Annotated in this window: 9 protein-coding genes; 4 read left to right on the top strand and 5 right to left on the bottom strand. The window is 57.1% G+C overall.

Features of this window, described 5'->3' with window-relative positions:
• Positions 1-242 precede the first annotated feature (242 nt).
• Genes KW841_RS15900 through KW841_RS15910 form a run of 3 tightly spaced genes read right to left on the bottom strand, consistent with a single transcriptional unit; the run spans position 243 to position 13,390 of the window.
• Entirely contained in the window at positions 243-4,922 is a 4,680-nt protein-coding gene (locus KW841_RS15900; protein WP_218477841.1) for a SpvB/TcaC N-terminal domain-containing protein, read from the bottom strand.
• Positions 4,919-9,787, bottom strand: coding sequence for a neuraminidase-like domain-containing protein (locus KW841_RS15905; RefSeq protein ID WP_218477843.1), 4,869 nt, complete (start codon positions 9,785-9,787; stop codon positions 4,919-4,921). Before KW841_RS15905 ends, KW841_RS15900 begins: the two co-directional genes overlap by 4 nt.
• Before the next feature lie 9 nt (positions 9,788-9,796).
• Positions 9,797-13,390 carry a Tc toxin subunit A gene (locus KW841_RS15910; RefSeq protein ID WP_218477845.1) on the bottom strand — a complete coding sequence of 1,198 codons (3,594 nt, stop codon included), beginning with the start codon at positions 13,388-13,390 and terminating at the stop codon, positions 9,797-9,799.
• Positions 13,391-13,740: 350 nt separating this feature from the next.
• Here KW841_RS15910 and KW841_RS15915 point away from each other — a divergent pair, with 350 nt between their 5' ends.
• Positions 13,741-19,392 (top strand): hypothetical protein, encoded by a 5,652-nt coding sequence (locus KW841_RS15915; RefSeq protein WP_218477856.1) that lies wholly within the window; start codon positions 13,741-13,743, stop codon positions 19,390-19,392.
• A gap of 97 nt (positions 19,393-19,489) precedes the next feature.
• Here the strand turns inward: KW841_RS15915 and KW841_RS15920 are convergent, their stop codons facing one another.
• Positions 19,490-21,013, bottom strand: coding sequence for a fumarate hydratase (locus KW841_RS15920; RefSeq protein ID WP_218477859.1), 1,524 nt, complete (start codon positions 21,011-21,013; stop codon positions 19,490-19,492).
• 397 nt (positions 21,014-21,410) lie between these two features.
• Between KW841_RS15920 and KW841_RS15925 the strand changes: the two genes are divergently transcribed.
• The 3 genes from KW841_RS15925 to KW841_RS15935 are packed head-to-tail and all read left to right on the top strand — an operon-like array spanning position 21,411 to position 24,221.
• Positions 21,411-22,517, top strand: coding sequence for a GGDEF domain-containing protein (locus KW841_RS15925; protein WP_218477870.1), 1,107 nt, complete (start codon positions 21,411-21,413; stop codon positions 22,515-22,517).
• Complete coding sequence (locus KW841_RS15930) at positions 22,510-23,445, top strand: iron-sulfur-binding ferredoxin reductase (protein WP_218477872.1); 936 nt, start codon at positions 22,510-22,512, stop codon at positions 23,443-23,445. Before KW841_RS15925 ends, KW841_RS15930 begins: the two co-directional genes overlap by 8 nt.
• A gap of 29 nt (positions 23,446-23,474) precedes the next feature.
• On the top strand, positions 23,475-24,221 hold the full coding sequence (locus KW841_RS15935; RefSeq protein ID WP_218477882.1) for an enoyl-CoA hydratase-related protein: 747 nt from the start codon (positions 23,475-23,477) through the stop codon (positions 24,219-24,221).
• Positions 24,222-24,264: 43 nt separating this feature from the next.
• On the opposite strand, the gene KW841_RS15940 is transcribed toward KW841_RS15935, so the two are convergent.
• Positions 24,265-25,575: a hypothetical protein gene (locus KW841_RS15940; RefSeq protein WP_218477884.1), complete on the bottom strand. Its 1,311-nt coding sequence runs from the start codon at positions 25,573-25,575 to the stop codon at positions 24,265-24,267.
• Between the last annotated feature and the right edge of the window lie 86 nt (positions 25,576-25,661).

Consider the following 25,661-nt stretch of genomic DNA (forward strand, 5'->3'; position numbering starts at 1 on the left):
AACAGGTAGAAAGTCGGGCGGGCACGATAGCATGGTGAACCCGCCTGAAGAGACAAGGCTGCAGAAGATCTACAGGCTTGCGTCGGCTACACAAATGCGGATGTTCTTTGCCTCACGTTTGTTGGGTTTGAAATGGGGCTTTCGACGGAATTGCCGTGGTGCATGTCTACATCCGGAACCGCATCTACAGCCCCGGTTGTCGATAACCGCTAACCGGGGCGTATGCCGATAAATGTTCGGGTTCAATGCAGCGTCCTGTTGACCGGTGGTATTTCCTCTACGGGTTTGGGCGGATCAAACTTATCGTTTTCATCGAACTTGATGGTGTACCAGATGCGATACCGCTGCTCACGGCGCAACGGTTTTTCTTCCGGTGGAGTGCCCTGCAACATCTTTTTCGCCAGCACGGTGTGGGTCGGCCGGCCGGCGGCGTCGTAGAACTGCTGGTCGTGATACCCGGCTTCACGTATCGCCTCGTCATTGATGTAGCGGTACGTGTTGGCGAAGTAAGGCCGATAGATGCGCACCGTTTCGCCCTTGTTGTTGTACTCGACCCGCTCGCTGACCCGCCAGCGCCGGGCGGCCTCGGCTTCCTTGGGCCGGCCGTATTTGTCGAGTGTCAGCTTGTCATTCTCGTCCACCCACCACGCCAGGCCGGGTTCGACCTCTTGCTTGGTTTGCAGGGAACGGCCGAAGCCGTCCCAGCAGGCGATGGCCGCGCGGATTTGCAGCTCTGGGTCGCCGGGATAGCGGTCGGCCTGCAAGGTGAGCACATGCACGGGTTCGCGATGAGCATTGTCGACGTACAGTTGGAGCTGTTGCTCGTCCGCAGTAGGGTTTTGCAAACCCTCGAGATGCACCCGAGCCCGGCTGCAGAGATGGCCGTCGGGCAATATGAAGCCTTCGGTGCGGGCCCATTCCAGCCAGGACGCTACAGCGGCCGGGGGCACTTTGCCCATCCAACTGAAAGGTGCGGAGAATGTGGCGGTGGCGTAATGACCGATCGCCTTGTTCTTGTCGGCTATGGCGCCTGCGGGGCTTCGGTCTTCGGGAGGCAAGTAGTTGCGCAGGGAGTGAAAACCGACCTTCTCGCCCAGTTCGGTGCCGTAGAAGCTGGTCACCAATACTTCGCCGAACGCGTTGTAGTGGGCCTCCTGGGTGTTTTGATTGGGGTCGAGAATGCCGGCTGGCAGGAACGATCGGTAGTCGACACCGAGGATGCGTGTGGTGCAGCCATCCGGCAGAGTGACGGCGGTGCTCAGGCACCAGTGTTCGTCATACTCGACCGAGGTGCTGCCGTGACTCTTGGTCTGCTGGAATTTTTCGACGTTATAGAACCCCGCCAGTTTGTGATACACAGGGAAGTTTTTACGCACTGACCACAGGTAGTTTTTCGCGTCGGTCGGGTCTGCGAGCTCACTGGCAGTAGGCTTCGGCAAGAACAGCTCCATGATGTGGTAACCGACTGATTCGAGTTTCTCCTTGAGGTTGAACGGCATGTTGCCCTTATCGTCCTTGAGCTTGTCGTAGGCGCTCAGGGCGGTGGCATCCAGTTCGGCGGTTTCCTGATAGTGGGGCAGGGCGGTGAAGATCAGTTTGTCCGGGTCCAGCAGTTCGCCTTTCTCCGGATCCAGATACCGCTGCAGCGACAAACCGGTCAACACCGCATCGGCTGCCCAGGCGCCGTCCTCATGGGCTAACTCAAGGAATTTTTCCTGGTAGATGTTGCAGGGCTTGAGTTCGTCCTTTTTCAGCACCAGCGCATTGCTGCGCTGGCGATAAGGAATGCCCAGACGCCAGCCATCAAAGGCTATCAGGTGGCAGTACTCGGCCTTGGTCTCGGTCAGATACCAGCATTGTTGCGCGTCGTCATGGGCGTCCAGCCACCATCTGTTTTCGTAGTCTTCTTCGCTTTCATCGCCAGGCACTTTGACGGCGAAGGGCGGGCTGTCCCTGACGGTTTTGCGCCGGGCGTAGTGCACGACGAAACCGTGGGTGAGACCACCGTACTTGTCCCACTTCAGATTGAGTGTGTGCTGGACCAACGGGTCGTCCGCCACCTGCGGCTCGTATTGATAAGCGATGCTTTCCAGCGCCAGTAACTGCAATACGGCATAGGGCTGATGTTTGCCTTTTGGGCGTAATTGGCGAATGAGGAAGCGGTTCTCCTGCACGCTGTAGGGCACGGCCGTTTCGGGATCATCGTCGGCGGCAAAAACCTCCGTACGCAACACCGAACCGCTGAGGGTTCGGGCCATCTCGCGGGCGAGTTCTTCATCGGGGGCGATCACGCGTCCCGCCGCATCGCTGAGGTGATACTCGTGCAGCAGCGTCGGCTTCAACTGCACTGCATCTGCGTCACCGGCGTAATAACCGTCGTCGCGCATGTCGATGGCGCGGCCGGTGTGAAACCAGGTTTTACTCAGGATCGGCGCGGTGAAACCCGGGCTCGAGCGTTCAGTCGCCGACGCTTCGGTATCGTTTTGCAGCAGCAAACCGAAACCGCGGAACTCTCGCTCGAAACTGTCGTAGAAACCCTGGCGATAGCTGAAGCCCTGGGTCAGTCGGTTGCCGGTGATTTCATCCAGTTGGGTCTGCTGGCTGACCAGGTGCATGGCGAACGGCAGGTGCGAAACCGGCGCTTTGCCGGCGGCGATCAGCTCGGCTTTTTCGTCCAGCCATTCCTGCGCCGAACTGCGGTAACTCACCCCCGTCACGGCGCCCATGTTGTTGTGACTGGCATTGACCAGATAAGGTTTGGCGCTGACGAAATCGTAGCGCCAGTGCTCGGGTTTCATGTGGGGCACGGTGAGGATCAGGCTGGAACAACCCAGTCCGTTGAGGTCGGCGATGCTCACCTGGCAGAAGCGGTCGTAACGCACATCTTTTGGCCATGGCACTTTTACATAATTTTCTTCGAAGCCTTCACCGGCGTGATTCATGTAGACCCGGAAACCGTCGGACTCCAGGTAGATCAGGTCAACCGCGCCCGAACCGTCCAGGTCCGCCAGCCGCACCCGCGACGAATCGAACTCGGCATATGGGAATTTCAGCTCGCAAAGGACGAAGCCCTTGCCGAATTTTCCATGCCCCAGATTCGGCCAGCATTTGACTTCGTTGTGGCGGATGCGGATCAAGTGTTGTGTCGCGCTGCCCAGAGGATCGCTGAAAGCCACCAGTTCGGTCTGGCTACTGCTCAACAGGGGCAGCGAGTCATCGTCTTTGCCGCGAGGGACGTTGGCCCCATGGCTGAACCCGATTTCACGACGGCTTGAATACAGGCGCACGCTGCGTGGACCGATCAACGCCAGGTCCGTCAGACCGTGACCCACCAGGTCAGCCAATTGCGCATCGGAATGAAAAAACTCCGAGGGGAACGCGGTGTAGTCCACGAAGTTCGACCAGCTTCGGTCCGGGTTGAGGGTGAAGAACCCGGACATGCCCGGGCAGGCGATCACCCAGTCGAGCTTGCCGTCGCCGGTCAGGTCGCTCAATGACTGGCGAATCGGTTTGCTGCTATCGGCCACGGGAATGCTGGGCAATAACGCCCAGTCGCCGTAGCTCACGTCATTGCCGCCACTGTCGGCACGCCGCGGTTCGCGGTAGTACCAGGCTTTGTCAATGCGCAGCAGCACACCCGGAATGCCTTCGCCATACAAGTCCACCAGTTGATAACGCTGGCCGTCATTGAGCCCCGGCATCTGGGGGAACTCGCTGTAACCCTGGCGCTGCGGATCGAGTTCAAACGGGTTGTAGAAAAACTCCATGGGCGGGCGACTTTCCATCTGCCCCTGATTGTCATAGGCCTGGATGTGCGCGGCGGTCAGGTGGTTGTAGCCCAGCGCGCTCGTGCGATGTTCGAGCAGCAGACGCTGGACCAGCACCGGATCGTCACCCAGCTCTTCGGTGAACTGATGAAACATCAGGACCTGACGGCACAGGCGCCGGGAACCCAATTCGAAACCGTAGGCGTAATTCCAGAACGGGTCCTTACGCGGTGCCCCCCAATCGCCGCGCTCTATTCCAGGCAGATCGTAAATCGGCACTTGCGTCAGGTCGGCACTGCGTTCGCCGTAATCGAACAGCAGGTGGAAATGCCAGGCCACGTCTTTCCAGCCATCGTCTTTCCATGCGTACAGGTTGGCCTTGGCCTGAGCGTTGCCGTACAGGACCCGACGCAGATAACGCTGGGCGCGGTAGTCACGAAACTGCGGGGCGACCGGTGCTTCGACTTCTGCCTGGTACAGGTACACCACATGTTCACCGCGCAGGTTCAGGCTTTCATCGATCATCCAGACAGCAACGTGGGACTGTTCATCCGGATCGGCCCGGCGTGATGCCTCGGTTTTGCCGTAGCAGTGCAGGCTGCCGTCGGCGCCATGGATCAGCCAGAAGCCGGCGGGGTTGTAATCAGGTTTGCTCGGAGCGTCCTCCTCTTCGTCCGGACCGAAAACTCTGGTCCAGTGCTCAATCAGATCAAACCCGCCTTCCACCCGCGGCCAATATCGCACGACGCGGTGCTCGCCGAGGTCGCCGGAGTCGTTGTACTCTCTCACTACACTGAAAATGATCTGGCCATTGTCACTCCTCTCGGGCATCCACACGTCACCGCCGGGGCCGACCACCTGATCGTTGCCTTCATACTTCGGTACGCCCTTGGTGGTGCGCAGGGTGATGGCGTTGGTGGTCAGGCGCCAGCCGATGCCGAACGGGCTGTTGCCGACATCGCTGCTGTAACCCAGGCCCAGGGCCGGGACCAGGTCGCGGTTGGGGGCCTTGCTGATCGGCAGGGGTATCTCCAGTGATGCAGCACCGGTGGTGCCCACACCGCCCCAGCCTTTGCCGATGCTCTGGATGGCACCGCCGCCTTTGGGCAAGGTGGGCGCATTGATTTCCAGGGGGAGTTGCGTCTGTTCGTTCATTGCAAGCCTCCGGTGGCTCTGGCGGTGTAAGAGACAGAAATGATGATGTCGGTCAGTGAGTCGAGCATTGCCTTCTGCAAATCCCGATTGGGGAATGTCAGGGTCCAGCGTGAAACCGCCCCGGTGTATTCGAAGGGCAGGTAGCGTTCGTCCTGGAAGTTGAGCTGGAACAGACCGTTGTCATCGACGCCATGGGAGAGGGCAATCTGCTGGCTGGCTCTCAGGTTCTCTTTCGCGGTGCCGACAGCGGGGAGCATTTCAACCTTGCTGTAGCTCTGGCTCAGGACTGCGCGGATGTCTTCATAGGGCCCGACGGTGACCGGCAGGGATACGCTGATGGTTTTGATGCGCCGCAGGTAGTGATTCTGTCCGGCGTAATCGTCGTCGAACATTTTCTGTGTCAATTCGAATTCGCAGGTACCACTCTCCGTCAGAGCATCCTGAATCCCCTTCCAGGTCTTGTTGATCGGCGATGCGGGGTCTTTGGCCTTGAGGCCTGCCAACGAAATGGTTTTACGGATCTCCAGGTCGCGCTTGTTGTTTTGCACGTATTCACGGTACATCTGCTGCAGGCCCATTTTCAGCTCTTCCCCGGCACCCAGGCCGCGGTAACTGCTGTTCCAGGCTCCGGCGCGGATAAAGGTCTGGCTGAAGTTACCCATTTCGTACTGCCAGCAGGCCTCGGCAGCCTGGCACAAGGACTGCGCGGTGTTGAAGGCGGTGTAGTAGAAACTGGCGAACTTGCTGTTGAGCCAGTCGTAGGTCTGGGACTTGCTGAAGCGGTTGTTGCTCAGCAGGAAGTCGTGAGTGACCTTGGCCTGGTTCAGTGCGGTTTGCGCTTGGCGCAGTTGCAATTGAGTGGCTTTGTGTTGCGCCTCATAGACCTCAAGTTGGGTCTTGATTTGCTCTGCTTCGAGTTTTGCCTGGTCTCGCGCTTGAGTCCATTCCTGGGCACGGCGGTGGTATTGACCTGTCCGAGCAAAAGTTTCGGCGATACCAGAGCGATTTTTACTGTCAATGTAAGCAATGCTGGCTGCTGCGTTAGGTATACCTTCAAAGCGCGCACCACCACTAGCAGCCCCATATATATTCGGTATTAATTTTGCGAGTTCACCTAGAGTGGAACAAACGCCTGCCGCGGTTTCCGCGATGCGTGCTTTCAGCAAGTTTTCGCCCATACTCACTTCTTCGCCAGTCAACCCATCTGCTAACAACTTTTCGTAATAGGCGAGCCGTCCGGTAGCTATTGCCTGACTCGCCAGCAGCGCTTCCTTGTTTTTTTCATCGATCTTTCCGGCCTGGACCTGAATGTCGACAGCCACCTTCGCCAGGTTCCAGGCTTGTTGCTGTTGCAGTTCCAGGTATTGCGCCTGCTCTTTACGCTCGATCAACGACAACAAGGTCGAGCCGAATTGCATCACGCTGTCCACCGCATTCTGCGCAAGGGCAAACATGAAGCTGAAGCGATAGTGCGGAATTTGCGGGCTCAGCAGACGGTTCAGCGCCGTGCCGGACAACCCTTGACCCCAGGCAGCCAGCAGTGCCCGTGGGTCCAGTGGTGGCGCAAACAGCGGCAGGTTCAAGGCATTGCCGGCCATGTCCAGATTGTGCCGCAGGTTGTACAGACGGCTCTCGGCCCGTTCCCAGCGCTGGATCAGCTCAGGGTTGAAGGGCCGGCGCAGGTACGGATTGTCGACCCCGGGCACCGAGGGATCTGCCGAGTAGGGCCGCAGGCACAGCAGCGGAGCAACCTCTGAGGTCGGGGCTTTGCCAACCCGCAGCGGCGGGTGATCCGCAAGCTGCTGTTGAAGGTCGATCAGCTGTTGCTCGAACTCACGCAGCTCCGGGTTTTGCGCAGTGCTCAATGTCGTAAGGTCAACGGGCTCCCAGTCGTCGACTTGCCGTACGTCCGGACGCGAGCCCAGCAAATCCAGGATGTGCACATAACGCAGCTTGGCTTCTGCCAGCCCGTCCGGGGTCAGTTCCCGGTAGGCTGCGTCTGCCTGGTTGCTCTCGATATCGATATAGAGGCCGTATAGCGCCTTGCGAAAATGCACCGGGAAACTGAGCGCGATCTGGTGCGGATCGTCCGGGTATAGAACGGCCTGGCTGGGGTCCGCCGGACCCGGCCATACAGGCTCTTCAAGTGGCACCGAGTGCCAGTAGCCCGAATGTCCCGAATGACCGCTCTGGCGCGAGGGATCGAACACAAACGCCAGCCAGCGCTTGGCTTCTTCGTACTGTTGTTCTTCATTGAGCCGGTAAGCCACCAGCCAGGGCAGATACAGGAACAGTTCGAGGAAGTACAGGTAGTAAGCACCGGAGAAGTCCATCGGTTCCGCGCCGAGTTTATTGGGAATGGGCGGCTCTTTCAGGTGTTGGGTATTCCAGCTCAGCAGGGACTCCATGCCCTCTTCGGCACGCTCGATCAGATGCCTGGCAAAGGTGGTGTTCATGCGAATGGGCGCCCGTGCTACCGAGCTGGAGCCGTCAGTGTATTGGATGCTTGATCCGGTGAAGTCGATGAACTGCGCCTGGCCCAGAGAGGAGGTGTCCCCCACTGACAAGTCTGTCAGGCTGTTGATGCTCGGGGTTACCAAGGCAGCTGATTCGAGTTGCTCACCCCAACCGACTTTTAATGCTTTAAGTGCGCCGCCCTTCAGTGTAACGAGAGGCAAGAATGGATTGTCTTTCTCATAGACCAGTACGCCGTAAATCAGCGGAATCTTTAGGTCCTCAGCCTTTTCGGGCCACTCCACTGGCCAACCCTCGGGCTGGTGAGAGTTCTGGTTGATCGAGAATCGATATTTCAGCGTGGCATCCTTGGCCAGGCTGCTGAAGATCGCGGACGTGTGCAGCGTACGCATATCTTTGAAATCTTTTGGGGATGTGGTGGATTTGACATCCAAAGGGTGTGCGACGAATAGCTGATAAAAGTACGGGCCAAAGGTTTCGTGCTTCACCTCCTTATGCAGGTACAACTTTTCGGTCTTGTTGGTATAGCGTCGGCACTCTGTCAGGAAGTTTTTTGGCGAGCTGAAAATATCTTCCAGCATATGTTTGTACAGGCGTTTTCCATCGAGTCGAGCAGGGTCACCTTTTTTTGTGGCGGGCAATGAGAATTTATCGCCGCCGCCACCGCTTTCTATGATGAGGTTTTCCCATCCCTTATTGGTCGTGAAAGAGTACTGAGCATTTGCCTGGTCCAGCCAATCCGTACCGGTAGGCGTGATCGTTGAGCCTGGATTCAGCGTATATCGTTCTTTGTGGAAACTGGATTCATTGAATACCAACTTCAACTTGAACAATTCGAGTGTGGGAGTTCCTCTGTCGTAGATGGACACTGTGATGGTTTTTTCGTCACTGAAACCCTCATCCAGTCTTACTGTCAGTTCGATATCGGACTGGTCACGGTTGTAAACAAGATCAACGTCTTTTTCGCTGGGCCTGATTCGTTTCTGCCAGTCTCTGAAGTCCCAGGTGTTTTTGTTTTCCGTGGGGACTTCAGGCGATACGTCGCCGAAAACCAGGGTGCTGGATGGAAGCCAGTATTGGAAACGCTGCGCGTTCCTGTTGGCATTGGCGAAAATGTAGCCGATCAGCAGTACATGAGCCTTGGTTTTTTCGTCGTCCTGCGGCACGGAAGTGGCCGTCTCCTGCGGGATATTGGGTACGACGCCATACGACGGAAACAGCGAGCTCACATTGAAGTTTTTGTCGATACGGGCCGTTCTTAAAAAGTCGTACTTGTCGCCACCACCCGTAGTGTCTGTCGGGTGCGGCTGATAGTGGGAATACAGCGCGATAAACATCGACTCAGGCGAGGTCGAGTGGTCATACACCGCGATAGTCTGGGTTTCCCTTTCAATTTCCTCTGGCGTCTTGGCGATCAGGGCAGGGGTCAGGCAATAGTTTTCGATGTAGATCCGAGGCGTACTCCAGCTGTCATCGTACTTTTTGTAGCTCCCGTACAAACGGAACAATGGATGAGCCTTGACACTGTTTTCCGCTTTTCCCCCAAAAGAGTCCGGTGAAAGGGCATTGGGATCCTGATACTCCACTTCCGCCCAGACCACGAACAGCCGATTGTTGAACCAGCAGGGGCGGATCGTGTGTTCCAGGGCTTTTTCCGAAATCGGAACATTGGCTCTGCTCCAGTCCGTCCAGGCACTGGGCAGGGGTTTGTCGTACTTGTGCGCGCTACCGTCAAGTTCACTCTCGGGTGTTTTCTTTGGCCGTTGCCGCATATCCAGTGCACGCCAGTAGTAGGCGTTTTCGGCAGGTGACTTGGCGATGAAGTAATAGGTGCTGTTGGCGAAGTCTGTTCTTTCGATGTAACCATTGCAGATTTTCAGGTTGGCCACTTCCTCGAAGCGTGCCAGGTAAGCCAGCACGGCGGCCTGCACGGTATCCGGCTGGATCTGCGCCTGATTGATGTCGTTTTCCAGTTGCTCGAAGCTGTCGGTCTTGGTCAGACGCAGGGTCGGGTCAAGGTAGATATCGGGGAAGTGGTGCAACTGCTGAATGGCCGCCCAGATCGGGTAGCGATTCAACCCGTTGCGCCAGGTGTCCAACTGTTCAGGGCTCAGGCTGTCGTCGCCGTAACCGGGCTCCATGTTCAGCATCATGCTGTTGATCAGCTGTTGCAGGCTGGCAATGGCACAGGCCACCGGGCTGGTGGGCACGTTCTGGCTGACCAGTACATCCAGCAGCCAATACTCATAGAGGTCGTTGGGAGTCTTGATGAGGTCCACAAGGCCTTGATCTTTCAGGTACTCATCGTTGGCCACACCTTCGTGCAGATACATCGCGAGCATTGCGTCACGCACGGATTCGTTGAGTTGCGCGTCGATTTCAGTCGTCATGATTGTTCCTTAAACACTCGCAAGTGATGAGTGAGCGGTGATGTTGTGGGCGGCCATGACGGCGTCACCGACGGACTTCCACGCATCCAGGGTGCTCTGGTCATTGAGTTCGGTGGCTTGCAGCAGCGCCTTGGCGGACAGTCCGCTGGCTTGGCAAGTTGCCTGGCAGCGACGTACCCAGTCGATCTGTGCCATTGACTTGGCACGTTTGTCGGGCAGGGTGGCGGTGAGCACTTCAATTTCTTTTGCAGGCCATTCCAGCAGCCGGGCCAATGCACTATTGGCCGTTTCGGTAGCAACCTGGCGCAGCGCTTTGTTCTTCAGTTTTGCCGCGGTCGGGTTGGCGAGGCTGAAGTAGCTCAGCAAGGCGTCTTCGGGTTCACGCTGGGCATGCAGCCAATGGCTGAAGCGTTCGAACAGGTAGAGGTCCGAAAGGGAGGGTTCGCTGTTGCTTCCTGGATACTGATCACCACCTAGCCATTGGGGATTGATGACAAACAGACGAATCGCGCTGTTGCTCAGGCGCAGTTGCAGCGCTATTTCGGCGTGTCGTGATACGCGCTGGAAATGCTCGACCAACCCCTGGTCTGCGTCCGGCTTCAACGCATCCACAAGGATGCTGTAGACCGAAGAATGGGCCCAGTGAATGACGGCGGTACTGCGGTCCGGTGGCAGTTTTGCGGTTTCCTGGAACAGCGCTTCCAGTAGTTGTGTTTGCCTGTCATGGGCATCAAGCAGTAGCCCTAGCAGTTTTTGCGCGCAGATATCTTTGACGGCGGGGGTCAAATTCAGTGGGTTGACCAGTTTGTCGATCTCGGCCTTGAGCCTGGTGTGTGGCTCGTCGACCACCGCGAGCGGCCGGTCGAGCACTCGCAACAGGCCAGTGGCAGCGAGCAACGACTGTTTGAGCAGCGTGAACCAGTTGATGGGAGCCGGTGTAGCCGCGTCATTGTGGGTGGGCAGCCCAAGGGATGTGACTTCTTGTTCGGTCACAACGCTGCGTACCGTGTCCTCATGCAAGGTATTCAAACGCTTGAGTTGGTCATCGGACAGCGGTTGTTCCTCAGCCAGGGTATCGACCCTTTGTTCCTCGCCCTCGCTGTTTTCGGATAATGCCACCGGGATATTCGGCCCTAGTCGCTGTTGCAGTTGGGCCACGGTCTGCTGACTGTCCTTGAGCCAATCGACTGCCCAGTCCAATTGCATCAGCACATCGAGGATATCTGTGGTTTCTGGCTTGCTTGGGAGCTTGAGGCGGCCGCTGGCCAATGCCGTTTTGTAAGGCCCGCCACCCAGCAGGTTCGCCAGTGTCAGCAGGTCGGCCACCGGCAAACCAAACAACTGGGCGATCCGGGCCTGACGGAAAAGTGACGAGACCGTTGGCAAGTCGCGCTTGAGGCTTCCCAGTTTTTGGGTCTCTTTGGCGATCAACAACAGCGAATCTTCGGTCGGTTGCAAACCTAAACCGGCACACAGTTGCAGCAGTGTCTTCTGGTTGGCCGGCGTTGTGCTATTCAGGTCCAGTGCCGTTTGATCGAGAATCAGCGGCGTGTCGAATAGTTGCACGCGGTTGAATACCTGATCGAACAAAGGCAACTCATTCTTGCCGCTGGCATAGGGCGTGAGGTCGTGCATCAGCGCGGCGAATTCTTGGGGATCGATGCCATGGCGCTGGTTGAGGTGGCGAAAGACGCCGAGTGCGCGCAGGGTGTTCTCGTTGAGTTCCATCCCCAGGTTGGCTTCGCCCTCGGCGCGGATTGCACTGATGATCAGGGTGTCCAGCTTCGCGAAGGGAATGCCGGTCCAGCGCTGCAGGCGAATCATCCGTTGCAGGCGATCAAAGCGATTGAGCGAAGTCTTGGTCAGGCGCCAGGTTTTCGTATCGCCGGTTTCGACTTGCACGAGGTCCATGGCGTTGTGGAATTGGTCGCGCATGCTCGATATGGGCGTAGGCGGGGTCTCACTATCGTACAAACCGGAGCCGGTGCCGTTGACGTAGCAGGCACCGTAGTGATTGGCGTGGGGGAATGGAAAATCCTTGAGGGGCGGATTCGATCCACCATCGTGTTGCAGGTTTGTGCTTGGACAGTTGGGGGATAAACGTACCGCATACGCACGTTGTGCCAAGAGCATTTCGACCTGTTCGGCGTGCAGGCCGGTGCGCTGCATGAAGTTGTTAAGGTCCGCCAGGAAAGCAGGTTCGGAGTCTGTGATGGCAACGCCATAGGCCTTTGTGAAGTGGTTTGATTCCGCTTCGGTGGGGTGGTAATGCTCGTCTAATGTGAGGGTGAATCGTTGTCTGGCGAGTACTGCCGGAGTGGAAACAGTGCCGGTAGCAGTGAGCAGGTCGAACGTTGCGACATAACCTTCTTCTGTGGGTTCTGGAAGTGCTGCATTCACTTTGAGAAATGATGTGTGGGTCTGCGCCGATGCTGAATGCAAAAGATTAAGCATCCACAGGTCTTGTTGGCCGGGTGCGCTGGAGTTCAGATCCAGTGTCACTGTATGGGATACGGATTGACCTGTTTTCTTAAAAGTAAGCGGGGCTTTGTTAGTTCCCGTTGCTGTGCCGGTTGGTTCATCCGCCTTAGGGGTAACGACGCCTACATCCGGTTGGCCCAATGGCACTAAAAAGCAGGTTCCCAATGGTTTGTGGGGGCCGAGGTAAGTGCTGCCGTGGCTCTTCCAACCGTTGCTCAAATCGCTACGCGTTAGATAGAAATTGCTGAACGGCGAGGCTTCGGTCAGCAAACTTTGTCGCTGCGGACTCAACCCGGACAACAGCCGCTGCGCCTGCAGCACCGGCTGTTGCACCTTGCCGTAATCGTTGATGGCATTCTGGGCAATGGGCAGAAGCCGACTGATCCGGTAATTGAACTCGCCCAGTTTGGGCTTGTTATCCTCCAGGCCGATTGCACATTGTTGGTGATAAAAGTTGTACGGCAATGTAAATGGGTAGTGACGCTCACTCAAGACCTGATAAATGGGCTTGTTTTTATCGGCGTCCACCTTACTCAGATAATTCTCCAAATTACGGGTGAGTACATCGTTGACGATTTCCAGCATGGGGCGTGGGGTGAAGGTGCTCTCCCGGGTAATCAGCAGGTCTTTCAAATCCGGGCGGCGATCGTCAAGCAAAATGCGTTTAGGATCCTCGCTGGTTTCTTCCAGTTGCTGGACAAATCCACGCAACTCGCTGAGGTAGGCCACCGGCGAATCGACGGCGGCAATGGCCCCGACTTTGCAAAACTCGTCCCAGTTCTCCTTGAACAGATTGGGGAACGTTGGCCCGGGCATCGTCAGTGAGTGCACACCACTGCGTTGGGCCAAGTGCTGGAACTTGCCCGAAGAGGTTCTGTATTCGCGATACAGGCGGGCAATCAGGGCCGCGTAACCCATGGCATTGTCATAGGCCAGTTCGGCGTTGGCATCGCTGAAAACGGCGAGCTGGCGGGCGAACCCGGATCGGGACAAGCGAACAATGTCGAAGACCGACGTGAACCCCATCTTCTGCAGGGCCGTCGCGAAATCGCTCCGACCTTTTTTCGGCGAGCCTTCCGCTGCGACGAGCGCATTCATCAGGGCCTGGTTTACGACGGTCATTTCAATGGCTCTCCTGCCAGAAAGTAATGGGCACTCGTGAAGTGCCCGGCAGGATCAAACTAGTGATAAATATGAGATGTGTAACCTGTCAAAACTGACAGGTCGCTGGTTTTTTTAGATTGAAAGAGTTCTAGTAATTTATTTTTTATTGCGAAATTTCGAGTGCTATCGGCTTAAGGTCAACTAAGGTTGGCGATTTTTAAGTTATCCAACTGAATCGGTTTGCTGTGAAAGAAAGTCTACGGTTTGTCAGCGCTGTCATATATGACGGGTAGATAAGGTCGGGCGAGTCGGCTGATAGTAGCGCAATAACAATGGCTGAAAATACCATACACAGGTGCGCTGAACTAATGACAAACCAATCAGACAAGTCACTACAACCATTATCCTTGGCTCCCGACATCACTACACCAAACAATAGCAGCACTGTCAGTCGCGGCTTTTGGATTAAAGCCTGGGCCGGTGCCCCGGCCGTCATTGATAAGTGGAATGTCTTTATCTATATCGGCGGCAGAGAACATCGTTTCGAGCCGAAGGCTTTTAACCCGGGCTTTGTTTCGTATATGGAATTTCGGGTGCCGACTGATCTTATCCCTCCCGGACCGTTCTGGTTCAAGATCGAGTACAGATACAGGCCTGCATTGATTCCTGTCTATAGCCCCTGGGCGTATTCCGGCGATATGACAATGGCCGACCCTCGCCCGCCAAAGCCAGTGATTACCAACCCCGGAACCGTGTGGGTGCCAAGGCCGGAAATACAAGGAAGAGGCGGTGTACAAGGTGCGACGGTCGAGCTTTATGAGGAAGGTGTCGGTACCGTTCGGTTCGGAACGGCGTCGGTACAGTCGAATGGCTCCTGGAAGGCCGTGCTAACGCAACCATTGTGGATGGCCGATCCATTCAAACTGACTGCCATGCAGAAATTGAACGATAGGGAGTCTGCATGGGCGACCCCGGTCTTATTTGCTGTCCTGTTCAGGCCTGTGATTAGGGATGTAACTGTTTCTGCTGATGGAAAACCTACTATCAAAGGGAACGGCGGACTCAAAGACGCCACGCTTCAAATCTATAAGAAGGGCGACGAGGGGAGCGTTTTATTATCCACGACGGTTCAGTCTGACGGGAGTTGGTCAGTTTCTGCCCCGACAGCTTGGTTGGCAGGAAGTTACAGCATTACCGCCAAGCAAATCGGGAAGGTTACAAAGCAAACATCTGATTGGGCGGTAGTCACAGAATTCACGGTCAACCCGCCAGTACCGGGGATTTCGTCACCCCAGGGGGGAAGTTCGCATCCAGCGGGCTCACTGACGGTGAGCGGCAGCTGTCTCGCGGGCGCGACGGTCGAGATACTGAACGATGACAACAGCAGGTTGGCCGATGCGGCTGTTAACGGCACTGCCTGGTCTTACACTCGCAGCTGGGACACGGGTCGCAAAGTCGTCAAGGCCAGGCAAAAAGTGCGCGGTGCCACTTCCGTACCCAGCGCTGAGCGAGAGTTTTTCATCCTGTCGGGCGTACCGGGGATTTCTTTACCCGAGCCGGGGAGTTCTCACCCACCGGGCTCACTGACGGTGAGCGGTAGCTGTCTCGCCGGCGCGAAGGTGGAGATACTGAACGAAGACGACAGTAGGTTGGCCGATGCGACCGTAAACGGCACTGCCTGGTCTTACATTCGCAGCTGGGACACCGGCCGCAAGGTCGTCAAGGCCAGGCAAACCGTAAACGGTGTACCTTCCTTACCCAGCGGCGCGCGAGAGTTTTTCATCAATTCGGGTAAACCGGGGATTTCTTTGCCCTTGCAGGGGAGCTTGCACCCCGAGGGCCGACTGACGGTGAGCGGTAGCTGTCTCGCGAGCGCGAAGGTGGAGGTACTGAACGAAGACAACAGCAAGTTGGCCGATGCGATCGTCGCCGGCACTGACTGGTCTTACACTCGCAGCTGGGACGTCGGCCGCAAGGTCGTCAAGGCCAGGCAAACCGTAAACGGTTTGACTTCTGACCCCAGCGATACGCGTGAATTTTTCATCAAGCCATCCAAGCCGGCGATCACTCAACCCACTCAGCCGGTTGCACTGAGGCAGGAGTTGACCATTACCGGTGTTTATCCCAACGATGCCACCCTGGAAATGTTCCGTGATGTGGGCACCAAAATTAATGGCACCTTCAGCACCACCGGAGGAACCCGCACGTTTATACCTGCTCAGGACTGGGTGCTGGGGACTAATACGGTCAAGGTGGTGCAAACCGTGAAGGAGGTAGTATCGGATCCCAGCGATATGCGTACCTTTACCTTGAAGCCCCCCAAACCGTCGATCACTCAACCGCCACACCCGGCGGCGCCGAGGCAGGTTTTGACGATTACCGCGATTCACTCCGGTTCTGTGACGTTGAAGATGCTCGATGGCGAAAACCGGCCAGTCACGGGTACTTTCAGACCCTCCGGAACAACCGGTACGTTCACACCCGCTCAGGACTGGGCGCCGGGGGCTAACAGGGTCAAGGCGGTGCAAATCGTGGGCGGTGTGGAGTCCGATGCCAGTGAGTTGTGTATCTTCAGTACGCAGCCGCTCAAGCTGACGATTTTGCCTCCCCCCGAAATCGGTGCGCCGAGGCAATCGCTGACGATGGTCGGCATTCATGGCAACGCTACAGGGTTCAAGATGCTTGATCAGGCGAGCAGCGAGATACCCGGTCATTTCACTCGCAGTGGCGATACTTGCACTTTTACGCCAGACCGGAACTGGACACCTGGGAATAACACCGTCAAAGCGGTTCAAATCGTCAATGATGTGGAATCTGATCCAAGTGATCCGTGCACTTTCAAGGCCCGGCCAAACGTCCCTGCGATCAATCCTCCCGCCGGTCCGGCCGACCCAATGCAGGAGCTGTCCATTAGCGAGGTGCATGCTGATGCAGCGCTGATGATGTTCGAACATCCATCGACCCCGGTGCATGGCAGTTACGCCGGCACTGGCGCGACCCGTGTGTTTACACCGCGAGATCCCTGGGCAGCGGGGGATCACTTGGTCATGGTTGAGCAAACCGTTAACGGCACGGCCTCCGAGTTGAGTGAGGGGTGTGCATTTACCGTATCTAAATTGACTGCGCCGGTAGTTACTTTTCCGGAGCAGGATCAGTTTGTCGATCACCACTTTTCATTCACTGGAACCAACGGTTATGCGGGGCCAGGATCAATAGTGGCGGTGTACGGGGCAAATGATGATAAGGAATTGGTTGAATATGCGATCCCGAATGTGGATGGAACCTGGGTAACAGGGCCCGTACCTATTGCTCCCATGACATTCGAACTCCGTGTGCGTGCCGAGGCGGGTGGCGTGCACTCTGACTTTGTGTACAGAAAATTCACCATCAGGCCGACCAAGCCAGAAGTACTTCCCCCCATCCCACCTGTCGGGCCTAAACAGTCGTTAGAGATTGTTCAAGTTTTCCCGCGTTCCACACTGCGGATGTTTGACGGTGAAGGTATCGAGATCCCTGGGCGCTTCTCGATTCAGGCGAACACTCAAAGGATGATGTTTACGCCTGATCGGGAATGGAGTCTGGGCGTAAATACAGTGAGCGCGACGGCAACCTATAACGGTGTAGATTCATCGCCCGGCGATCCATGCACCTTTATGGTGGAAGCAGTAAATCCCCCGCCCCCCATTATCACCTTCCCGCAACTTGATCAGATCATTGACTTGAATTCGTCATTTACCGGGACCGACGGATACCCGGCACCCGATGCGGTGGTGTCGATATGCGAGCCTGAAACGGGTCATGAGTGGGCCAGGGCGTTACCAGACATTGATGGCACCTGGACCACGTCGGCACTGCCTCAAGGGCCGGGTTTCCATGAGATTCACGGGTTTGTTTCATCAGGCGAGCTGAGCTCGGATCCCGTACCTCTCTCATTCAAAATCAGGCCCCCTAAACCTGCGATCACACCACTGCTTTCGCCGGTGGAACGGCATCAGCCTCTGACCATTACTGGCGTTTATTCAGCATCGGCGACTTTGGTGCTTATCGATGGCTCGGGCAATCCGGTTCCCGGCATTTTTGACGGCAGTGGTGCAGAGCGGGTCTTCACTCCAGATCAGGCGTGGCCGGTCGGCGAGAACAAGGTCACGGTGACGCAAACCGAAGAGGAGGTCATCTCGGCTCCCAGCGATGAATGCGTTTTTATTGTTGTGGAGCAGGAAAAGCCCAACGCGCCACAATTCGAGCTGCCGCCGGAAGGTACGAGAACACCGACGCGTCCGGTGATTCAGGTCCGTGGGTTGCCTGACGCACTGATCACAGTGCGCCTGAAGAATGGCGAGGTGCTGCGCTCGGCGTCGGCCGATGCTGAGGGTGTACTGGCTTTCACGACCGACAAACCTCTGCATCCCGGCACCATTGAACTTGAAGTAAAACAGCAAGGGAGTGGCCAGGAGTCGCCATGGAGTGAACCGCACTCGTTTATCGTCAAGACCGCGCCGCAAAAACCCGGGATCGACGCACCAACCGAAGACAGTCGTAACTCTCGTAAATTCGTCATCCGCGGCAAGGGTGAAACGCGAGGGAAGATCCATATTCATCATGCCAACGATCTCGAAAATCCGATTGTCCGTATCGATGGGCTGGCCAGTTGGAGATGGCAGGTCACCTCACCCTGGGACGTGGGCAGCTATCATATTCGAGTGCGCCAAGTGGACGAAACCGACAGCTCTGATTGGTCTGATCCAAGGGCTTTCGAGGTGGTCGACGCCAGGCTCCTGATCGCTGGAGCCGGTCCGGTGCTCGCACAACCGGTGGTGGGCAATAACGAGAGCGTGTTGTTGAGGGTTCAAGTGGTCACTTCGCAAACCTGGGAGGGGGCAGAGGGGATTGCGGTTGAGTGGAGCGACCAGGAGGATGCGGGCGTTCGGGCGACCACGCTTACCGACTCCGAAGGCTGGGCCCACTATCGTTATACGCCCGACACACCCGGTGAACACCGAGTCCAGGCGGATGTAACCGGCGAAAACGAAGGGGTGATGACCCTTCAGCTGTTCGAAGTGACAGCATTGGAGGAGAACAGCTGGGAGCGGCCGTTTGGACTTTATCTGAATGGCAAGAAGATTGATCCGGCCCGTGACCAACTCGTTTTGGTGCATGGCACGTCCTACGAGTTGAAGCTTGGTGTCAACGACGCTAGCCAGATGGGTTCCATCGTCACGTTGGAAGACCTGACGGACGCTGTGCAGCAGGGCATGGAATTTGATCCTCCCTTGGGGACGCCACAAACGATAACGGCCGGAATAGCACGGTGGTCCATTGTTTGCGGTTCGGGTGGAAACGGCTTGTTTGGCTTGAAATTAACGAGTTCGAGGCTGCCGGACTGGCATTTGCCAGGGCGGCTGCTTGCCAATGATCTGGCCGAAGATGTGTATATGAGTTTCGATACCTACCGGACAATATTCGGTAGGGCTGCTTATCCATGCCATGGAATGAAGCATCTGTTGGCAATGCGTGCCCTGCCTGGCAGCCATTTGATTGGCAAGGAGGTGACGCTGCAGTGGGTGGGCGACACCGCTGCCGATCTAGGAATAATCGTGACCCCGGATCCCGCTATTCCTCAACTTATCGATGAAACCAATTTCGTGCGCTGGGAGTTTGATTGCGTCAACAGTATCAAGGACGGGAGTTTTGCCGTGCAGTTGAACGTGGATGAATTGAACTTCAAGTCAATGCCATTGATGATGAGCCTGGCTCATAACGCTATCAAGGTATCTGAAACCTTCGGGCCGCAGGAGGTGGGAGGCTATTACAGATACGGTGTGCGAGCCGTGTCCATATTCACGGGGCATCCAGCAGGTAAAAGTCCAGTACTGGTCACGGTTACGGGGCAGGAGCCTACAGTGAAGTTCACAGAGGAAAATGGCTGGATCCATATCGATTATGATGAGGGCGAATCTGCGACCCTTACCCTTATCAGCCCGTTTTTAGATATGGGTCAACAACCTTGGCCGGGTCCTTGAATGGTTTACCCCAGCCACGTTGAATGCAGGGGTTGAAGGTAAAAAAAACCGCGCTGTCATACAAACAGCGCGGTTTTTTTAATCAGCGGTCAAGTGCTTACTGCACTTCCACCGCCAGGCTGTCACTGATCTTTTTCTGCCAGATGGCAGGACCTGTGATGTGTACGGACTCGCCCTTGCTGTCGACCGCTACGGTCACCGGCATGTCCTTGACCTCGAACTCGTAGATCGCTTCCATGCCCAGTTCGGCAAACGCCAGTACCTTGGACTTCTTGATCGCCTGGGCGACCAGGTAAGCGGCGCCGCCGACGGCCATCAGGTACACGGCCTTGCTGTCCTTGATCGCGTCGATCGCGGTCGGGCCGCGCTCGGACTTGCCGATCATGCCCAGCAAACCGGTCTGCTCAAGGATCTGACGGGTGAACTTGTCCATCCGCGTGGCGGTGGTAGGACCTGCCGGGCCAACCACTTCGTCACCGACCGGATCGACCGGGCCGACGTAGTAGATAAAGCGACCCTTGAGGTCCACCGGCAGGGTTTCGCCCTTGTTCAGCATCTCGACCATGCGCTTGTGCGCGGCGTCGCGACCGGTGAGCATCTTGCCGTTGAGCAGGACGGTTTCGCCCGGCTTCCAGCTCTGCACGTCTTCCGGGGTCAGGGTGTCGAGGTTGACGCGACGGGCCGACGGGCCGGCTTCCCAGACGATTTCCGGGTAGGCGTCCAGCGGTGGCGCTTCCAGCGAGGCCGGGCCGGATCCGTCGAGCACGAAGTGCGCGTGACGGGTGGCGGCGCAGTTCGGGATCATGCACACCGGCAGCGAAGCGGCGTGGGTCGGGTAGTCCATGATCTTCACGTCGAGCACGGTGGTCAGGCCACCGAGGCCCTGGGCACCGATGCCCAACTGGTTGACCTTCTCGAACAGCTCCAGGCGCATTTCTTCGATGCGGTTCTGTGGGCCACGAGCTTTCAGCTCGTGAATGTCGATGGATTCCATCAACACTTCCTTGGCCATGACGGCGGCTTTCTCGGCGGTGCCGCCGATGCCGATGCCGAGCATGCCCGGTGGGCACCAGCCGGCGCCCATTTCCGGGACGGTTTTCAGCACCCAGTCGACGATCGAGTCGGACGGGTTGAGCATGGCCATCTTCGACTTGTTCTCGGAACCGCCGCCCTTGGCTGCCACGTCCACTTCCACGGTGTTACCCGGAACGATGGAGTAGTGGATGACTGCCGGGGTGTTGTCCTTGGTGTTCTTGCGAGCACCCGCCGGGTCGGCGAGGATCGAAGCACGCAGGACGTTTTCCGGCAGGTTGTAGGCGCGACGCACGCCTTCGTTGATCATGTCGTCCAGGCCCATGGTGGCGCCATCCCAGCGCACGTCCATGCCGACACGGACAAACACGGTGACGATGCCGGTGTCCTGGCAGATCGGGCGGTGGCCGGTGGCGCACATGCGCGAGTTGATCAGGATCTGCGCCATGGAGTCACGGGCCGCTGGCGATTCTTCGCGCAGGTAGGCCTCGTGCATCGCCTGGATGAAATCCACGGGGTGGTAGTAGGAAATGAATTGCAGGGCGTCGGCAACGCTCTGAATCAGGTCGTCTTGCTTGATCACGGTCATGAGTCGCGCTCCTCTAAAAGACGGGAACATTCAATAAGGTGCTTGCAGCTTGGGTGCATCGGTCGGTTGCAAGCACCTTTCAAGGCACGCCGGGCATGCTGGCGCGACGCTAAAAAGGCGCGGCAGTATACCGCGCCTCGTTGAGCGGCACACGCGCCAGTGGTCAAACCTTGGTCTGATTGTCGTACCCGGTCCCTGTAGGAGCTGCCGAAGGCTGCGATCTTTTGATCTTGTTTTTAAGGTCAAGATCAAAAGATCGCAGCCTTCGGCAGCTCCTACAGGGGAATCGGGTCATCCCGAAAATTGAATGGTCATTTATCGGCCACGCCACTAAAGTGACATACGGTCTGTAGAGTAGGACGCTCTGTCAGCCTCCTTTCATTTGGTGAGTCAACGATTGACCCATAACGCCATCCAGCGCCTGTTGCTCAAACGTTTTGCCCTCGCGGCCGGCACCTATGCCCTGGCATTGCTGTTGCTGTGGCTGGCGTTTTTTACCGGTCACTACGAAGCGCCGCTGGCCAGTGTCGCCATCGGCAGCGCACTGGTCGTGACCAGCCAGGCCATCCTGTTCGCGGTGTTCTACAGCGGCTGCAACCTGCGTTTCGCCGACCCCAGCCTGACCGAGGCGCAAGTGTTGCTGGGGCTGGGCTGGCAAACCTGGCTGATCGCCCATCTGGACGAAGCCCGGGGTGCGTTCCTGGTGTTTTACGTCCTTATCCTGCTGTTCGGCCTGTTCCATCTGTCACGTCGGTCCTTTGTGCGATGCGCATTGCTGGTGTTCTTCAGCTTTAGTGCGATTACCCTGTGGGAGGGCTACCACTTCCAGTTGCCCGACCCGGCCATGGCGGTGTTGCAGGTCTGCGTGCTGTTCATCGTGCTGGTGTGGCTGGTGTTGTATGCCCGCTACGTCCAGGCTTCACGACAACGCATGCGTCAGCGGCGTTTCGCCTTGCAGGCGCACCAGGACACCTTGCGCGGGATGATGCGCCAGCTCGAAGACCTGGTGGCCACCGACGAACTCACAGGCCTGTTCAATCGCCGGCATTTCCTGCGCCTGGCTTCCCGCGAGTTGAACGCCATGGAAGCCGGTGTCGTGCATGGCCTGGCGCTGATCGACCTCGACCATTTCAAACGCATCAACGATCTGCACGGGCATGCCGCTGGCGATCAGGTGCTGCAAGCCTTTGCCGGCGTTGCCACCGCGTGCCTGCGTGACAGCGATGTACTGGCTCGCTACGGCGGCGAAGAGTTCGTGGTGCTGCTGCCCGATTGCGATGCCGACAGTCTGACTTCGTGCTGCGAACGGCTGCGCATCGCCTTCACCGATGTCGAGTTGATCGGTCTGAATGTGCGCAACCTCAGCCTGTCCGCCGGCATGACCCTGTTGGAGTTGGGCGACGACCTCGATGACGCGCTGCAACGGGCCGATCAGGCGCTCTATCGGGCCAAGCGTGACGGCCGTAACCGATGCGCGGCGGCGTGGGAGAACGTCGATGCCTGAGTTGCGGGTTGGCGAGCGCCACTGGTCGGTAGCGGCGGGCAGCAATCTGCTCGACGCACTGAATCAGAACGGCGTACCGGTGCCTTACAGTTGCCGCGCCGGCAGTTGCCATGCGTGCCTGGTGCAGTGTGTGCGGGGCCTGCCGAGCGACAGCCGGCCGGATGCCCTGAGTGCGCAGCAGCGAGAACAGGGTTGGCGCCTGGCGTGCCAGTGCCAGGTGGTCGAGGATTTGCAGGTGCATGCTTTCGACCCGCAGGTCGATGGCCAACCGTCCGAGGTCGCCGCCGTGGATTGGCTGAGTACCACTGTGCTGCGCTTGCGGGTGATCGCGCAGCGACCGTTGCGCTACAGCGCCGGCCAGCACCTGGTGTTGTGGGCGGGCAACGTGGCGCGGCCGTATTCCCTCGCCAGCCTGCCGCAGGAAGACCGTTTTCTCGAGTTTCATCTCGATTGCCGCAAGCCCGGGGAATTCAGCGATGCTGCCCGGCAATTGCGCATCGGCGATCCGATTCGCCTCGGTGAATTGCGCGGTGGTGCCTTGCATTACGACCCGGACTGGCACACCCGGCCATTGTGGTTGATGGCGGCCGGCACCGGGTTGGGGCCATTGTTTGGTGTGCTGCGCGAAGCGCTGCGCCAGGATCACCAGGGTGCCATTCGCGTCATTCACCTGGCCCATGATGCCGATGAACACTATCTGGCCAAACCTCTGCAGGCCATGGTCGCCAGCCGTCCGAACCTGAGTGTCGAGCTGTGGACCCCGGCCGAGTTGCCAGCGGCTTTGGCGCAACTGCGGCTTGTTTCCCGGCAAACCCTGGCCTTACTCTGCGGAGCCCCCGACAGTGTCGATGCCTTTGCCCGGCGCCTGTACCTGGCGGGATTGCCGCGCAATCAACTGCTGGCCGATATGTTCCTGCCCCGTGGTTGAGCGCTGACCTTTCAGACGCGAGACCTGCCATGACCGAAGCCATCCAAGTTGAACGCGAACGCGGCCTGTTGACCCTGCGCCTGAATCGCCCGGACAAGAAAAACGCCCTGACCCGCGCCATGTACAGCCAACTGGCCGAGGCGTTGAAACAGGCCGACAGCGACCCCGAGATCAATGCCGTACTGATCAGCGGTTCTGCCGAATGCTTCACCGCCGGCAACGACATCGCCGATTTCATCCAGCAACCGCCAACCAGCCTCGACAGCCCGGTGTTCCAGTTCATGCTCAACCTGCTCGAGTGCCGCAAACCAGTGGTCGCCGCCGTGGCCGGGGCGGCGGTGGGCATTGGCACGACGATGCTGCTGCATTGCGATCTGGTCTACGTCAGTCGCGATGCGCGCCTGCGCATGCCGTTCGTCAATCTTGGGTTATGCCCTGAGTTTGGTTCCAGCCTGATCCTGCCGCGCTTGCTCGGGCAGGCTAAAGCGGCGGAGTTGTTGCTGCTGGGCGAAGGTTTCAATGGTGAACAAGCGGCGGCGTGGGGGATTGCGTCCGAGGCCTTGGGCAGTGGCGAAGAGGCGTTGGCCAAGGCGAAGGAGATGGCGATGCGCTTTGAATCGCTGCCAAAAGAGGCAGTGCGCATCAGCAAACAATTGATGAAAGCGCCGGACCGGGAATTGTTGCGCAAGGTGATAGAAGAAGAGGGCGTGTTGTTCACCCAGCGTCTACGTTCGCCGGAAGCGATGGCGGCGTTGGCGGGGTTTCTCAGTAGGTAAATTAAAGGCAACTGCTCGGGTTGCCTTATGAAAAGACGTAATTTCAGGCCCCGTTCAGCAGCCGATTGACGATGACAGTTCTGCTATAAACACCGTCATAATCATTACCGATTACCAGTATTTTTCCGTCCGATTGTAAACTCATCCCATGAGCGAGAGCTTGAGGCAAATCCGACTCGTGAATAACCCAGCCCTCATCCCCAAATGTCGTATCACGACGGCCATTACCGAGGTATCGCGCGGTAACAAGGTGCGGGGTCTGATCAATGATGTATCTTCCTGACACAATGATCTTTTTGTCTTGAGAACCCACCCCAAAAAACATGACGTTATCGAACTTATCAAAGTCTTCGTAAATGGGCGCGCCCTGGTGAAAGCTCCGGTCAATCAGACCGCTGGCCGTATAAACGGCTACTAAACCTTTACGTGGAGTGAAACCAAAACCTGTGGCGATGGTTCGTTCATCAGCTAGCACTGCAAGGGAAGTAAATTGAAAACTTTCTCCGTCCAACAGCTTGTAGCCGACTTCCGCAAAAGTTTTGTCAAAACTACCATCGATATTGAGTCGGGCCAGTACCGCGCTATTGCCAGCCCAGCCACATACGGTGATTTTTCCATTATGCACTACGATGTCGTTGAACGAGCTACGGACACGGAGTACTTCGGAAAGCGATGCGTAACCGGAGTTGTTAAATGAATGGTCAGGAACTCCGTCGTAGTCGAAACACATCACGACACCTACAAATCCAAAGTCCGGATCACTGCCTGTGGAAATAATGTAAATCTTGCCGTCCGTTGCATGCACTGCACGACTGGAAGCAGAGCCGCCGACCTGCAGTATGTCCGATGCTGAGTGCTGATAAGCCTCGGGTTTGAAAGGACGGGGGATCAGCCAGATTCCATCGGTGCCGAAGTTCTTGTCCAACTCTCCCTTGTCGTTCAATCGGATCAACGCCTCCGCCATTGTGGGCGCATTTACTCCCATGGTGTACCTCCCTACGGAGATGAGGAGTTTGTCCTCTCCTTCATGGGTTATGTAGAACAGTTGAATAGGTGTCGTCCCCAAGTATTCGATACCAGGAACTTTGAGTTTTATGTGAACAGTACCGGCAATACCGAACTCGGAATCGAGTGTGCCGTCGCTTAAAACTCGCGTCAGACTGAAATGTTCGGGTAAAGGGCTTTCACGCGCCCAACTCGCTCCTCCGATATAGATCTTCCCATTGGGGGCTTGCGAAACCAATCGGCCGGTCGTTGTCACGTAATCGCTATAATTCAGAAATAGCTCGCCATCGTGATTTGGTCCAAAAGTTGGGTCGAACGCACCGGGTTTGAGTGACGAACTTGTATTCATTTCTTCTATTCCTTTAGTTAAAAGCTGTTGAGTGTCAGCAAGTTGATTAAATGTCTGCAGGTTGCAGACTGGTCATCATCTTGTTT

It is taken from the genome of Pseudomonas sp. PDM28, from assembly GCF_019219115.1.
Classification (GTDB): Bacteria; Pseudomonadota; Gammaproteobacteria; order Pseudomonadales; family Pseudomonadaceae; genus Aquipseudomonas; species Aquipseudomonas laurylsulfatiphila.

What these genes read in the sequence shown, in the direction of transcription:
- KW841_RS15915 (WP_218477856.1), top strand. Translation starts at nt 13,741, where the DNA reads ATGACAAACCAATCAGACAAGTCACTACAACCATTATCCTTGGCTCCC.
- KW841_RS15940 (WP_218477884.1), bottom strand. Translation starts at nt 25,575, where the DNA reads ATGAATACAAGTTCGTCACTCAAACCCGGTGCGTTCGACCCAACTTTT.
- KW841_RS15920 (WP_218477859.1), bottom strand. Translation starts at nt 21,013, where the DNA reads ATGACCGTGATCAAGCAAGACGACCTGATTCAGAGCGTTGCCGACGCC.
- KW841_RS15910 (WP_218477845.1), bottom strand. Translation starts at nt 13,390, where the DNA reads ATGACCGTCGTAAACCAGGCCCTGATGAATGCGCTCGTCGCAGCGGAA.
- KW841_RS15935 (WP_218477882.1), top strand. Translation starts at nt 23,475, where the DNA reads ATGACCGAAGCCATCCAAGTTGAACGCGAACGCGGCCTGTTGACCCTG.
- KW841_RS15905 (WP_218477843.1), bottom strand. Translation starts at nt 9,787, where the DNA reads ATGACGACTGAAATCGACGCGCAACTCAACGAATCCGTGCGTGACGCA.
- KW841_RS15900 (WP_218477841.1), bottom strand. Translation starts at nt 4,922, where the DNA reads ATGAACGAACAGACGCAACTCCCCCTGGAAATCAATGCGCCCACCTTG.
- KW841_RS15930 (WP_218477872.1), top strand. Translation starts at nt 22,510, where the DNA reads ATGCCTGAGTTGCGGGTTGGCGAGCGCCACTGGTCGGTAGCGGCGGGC.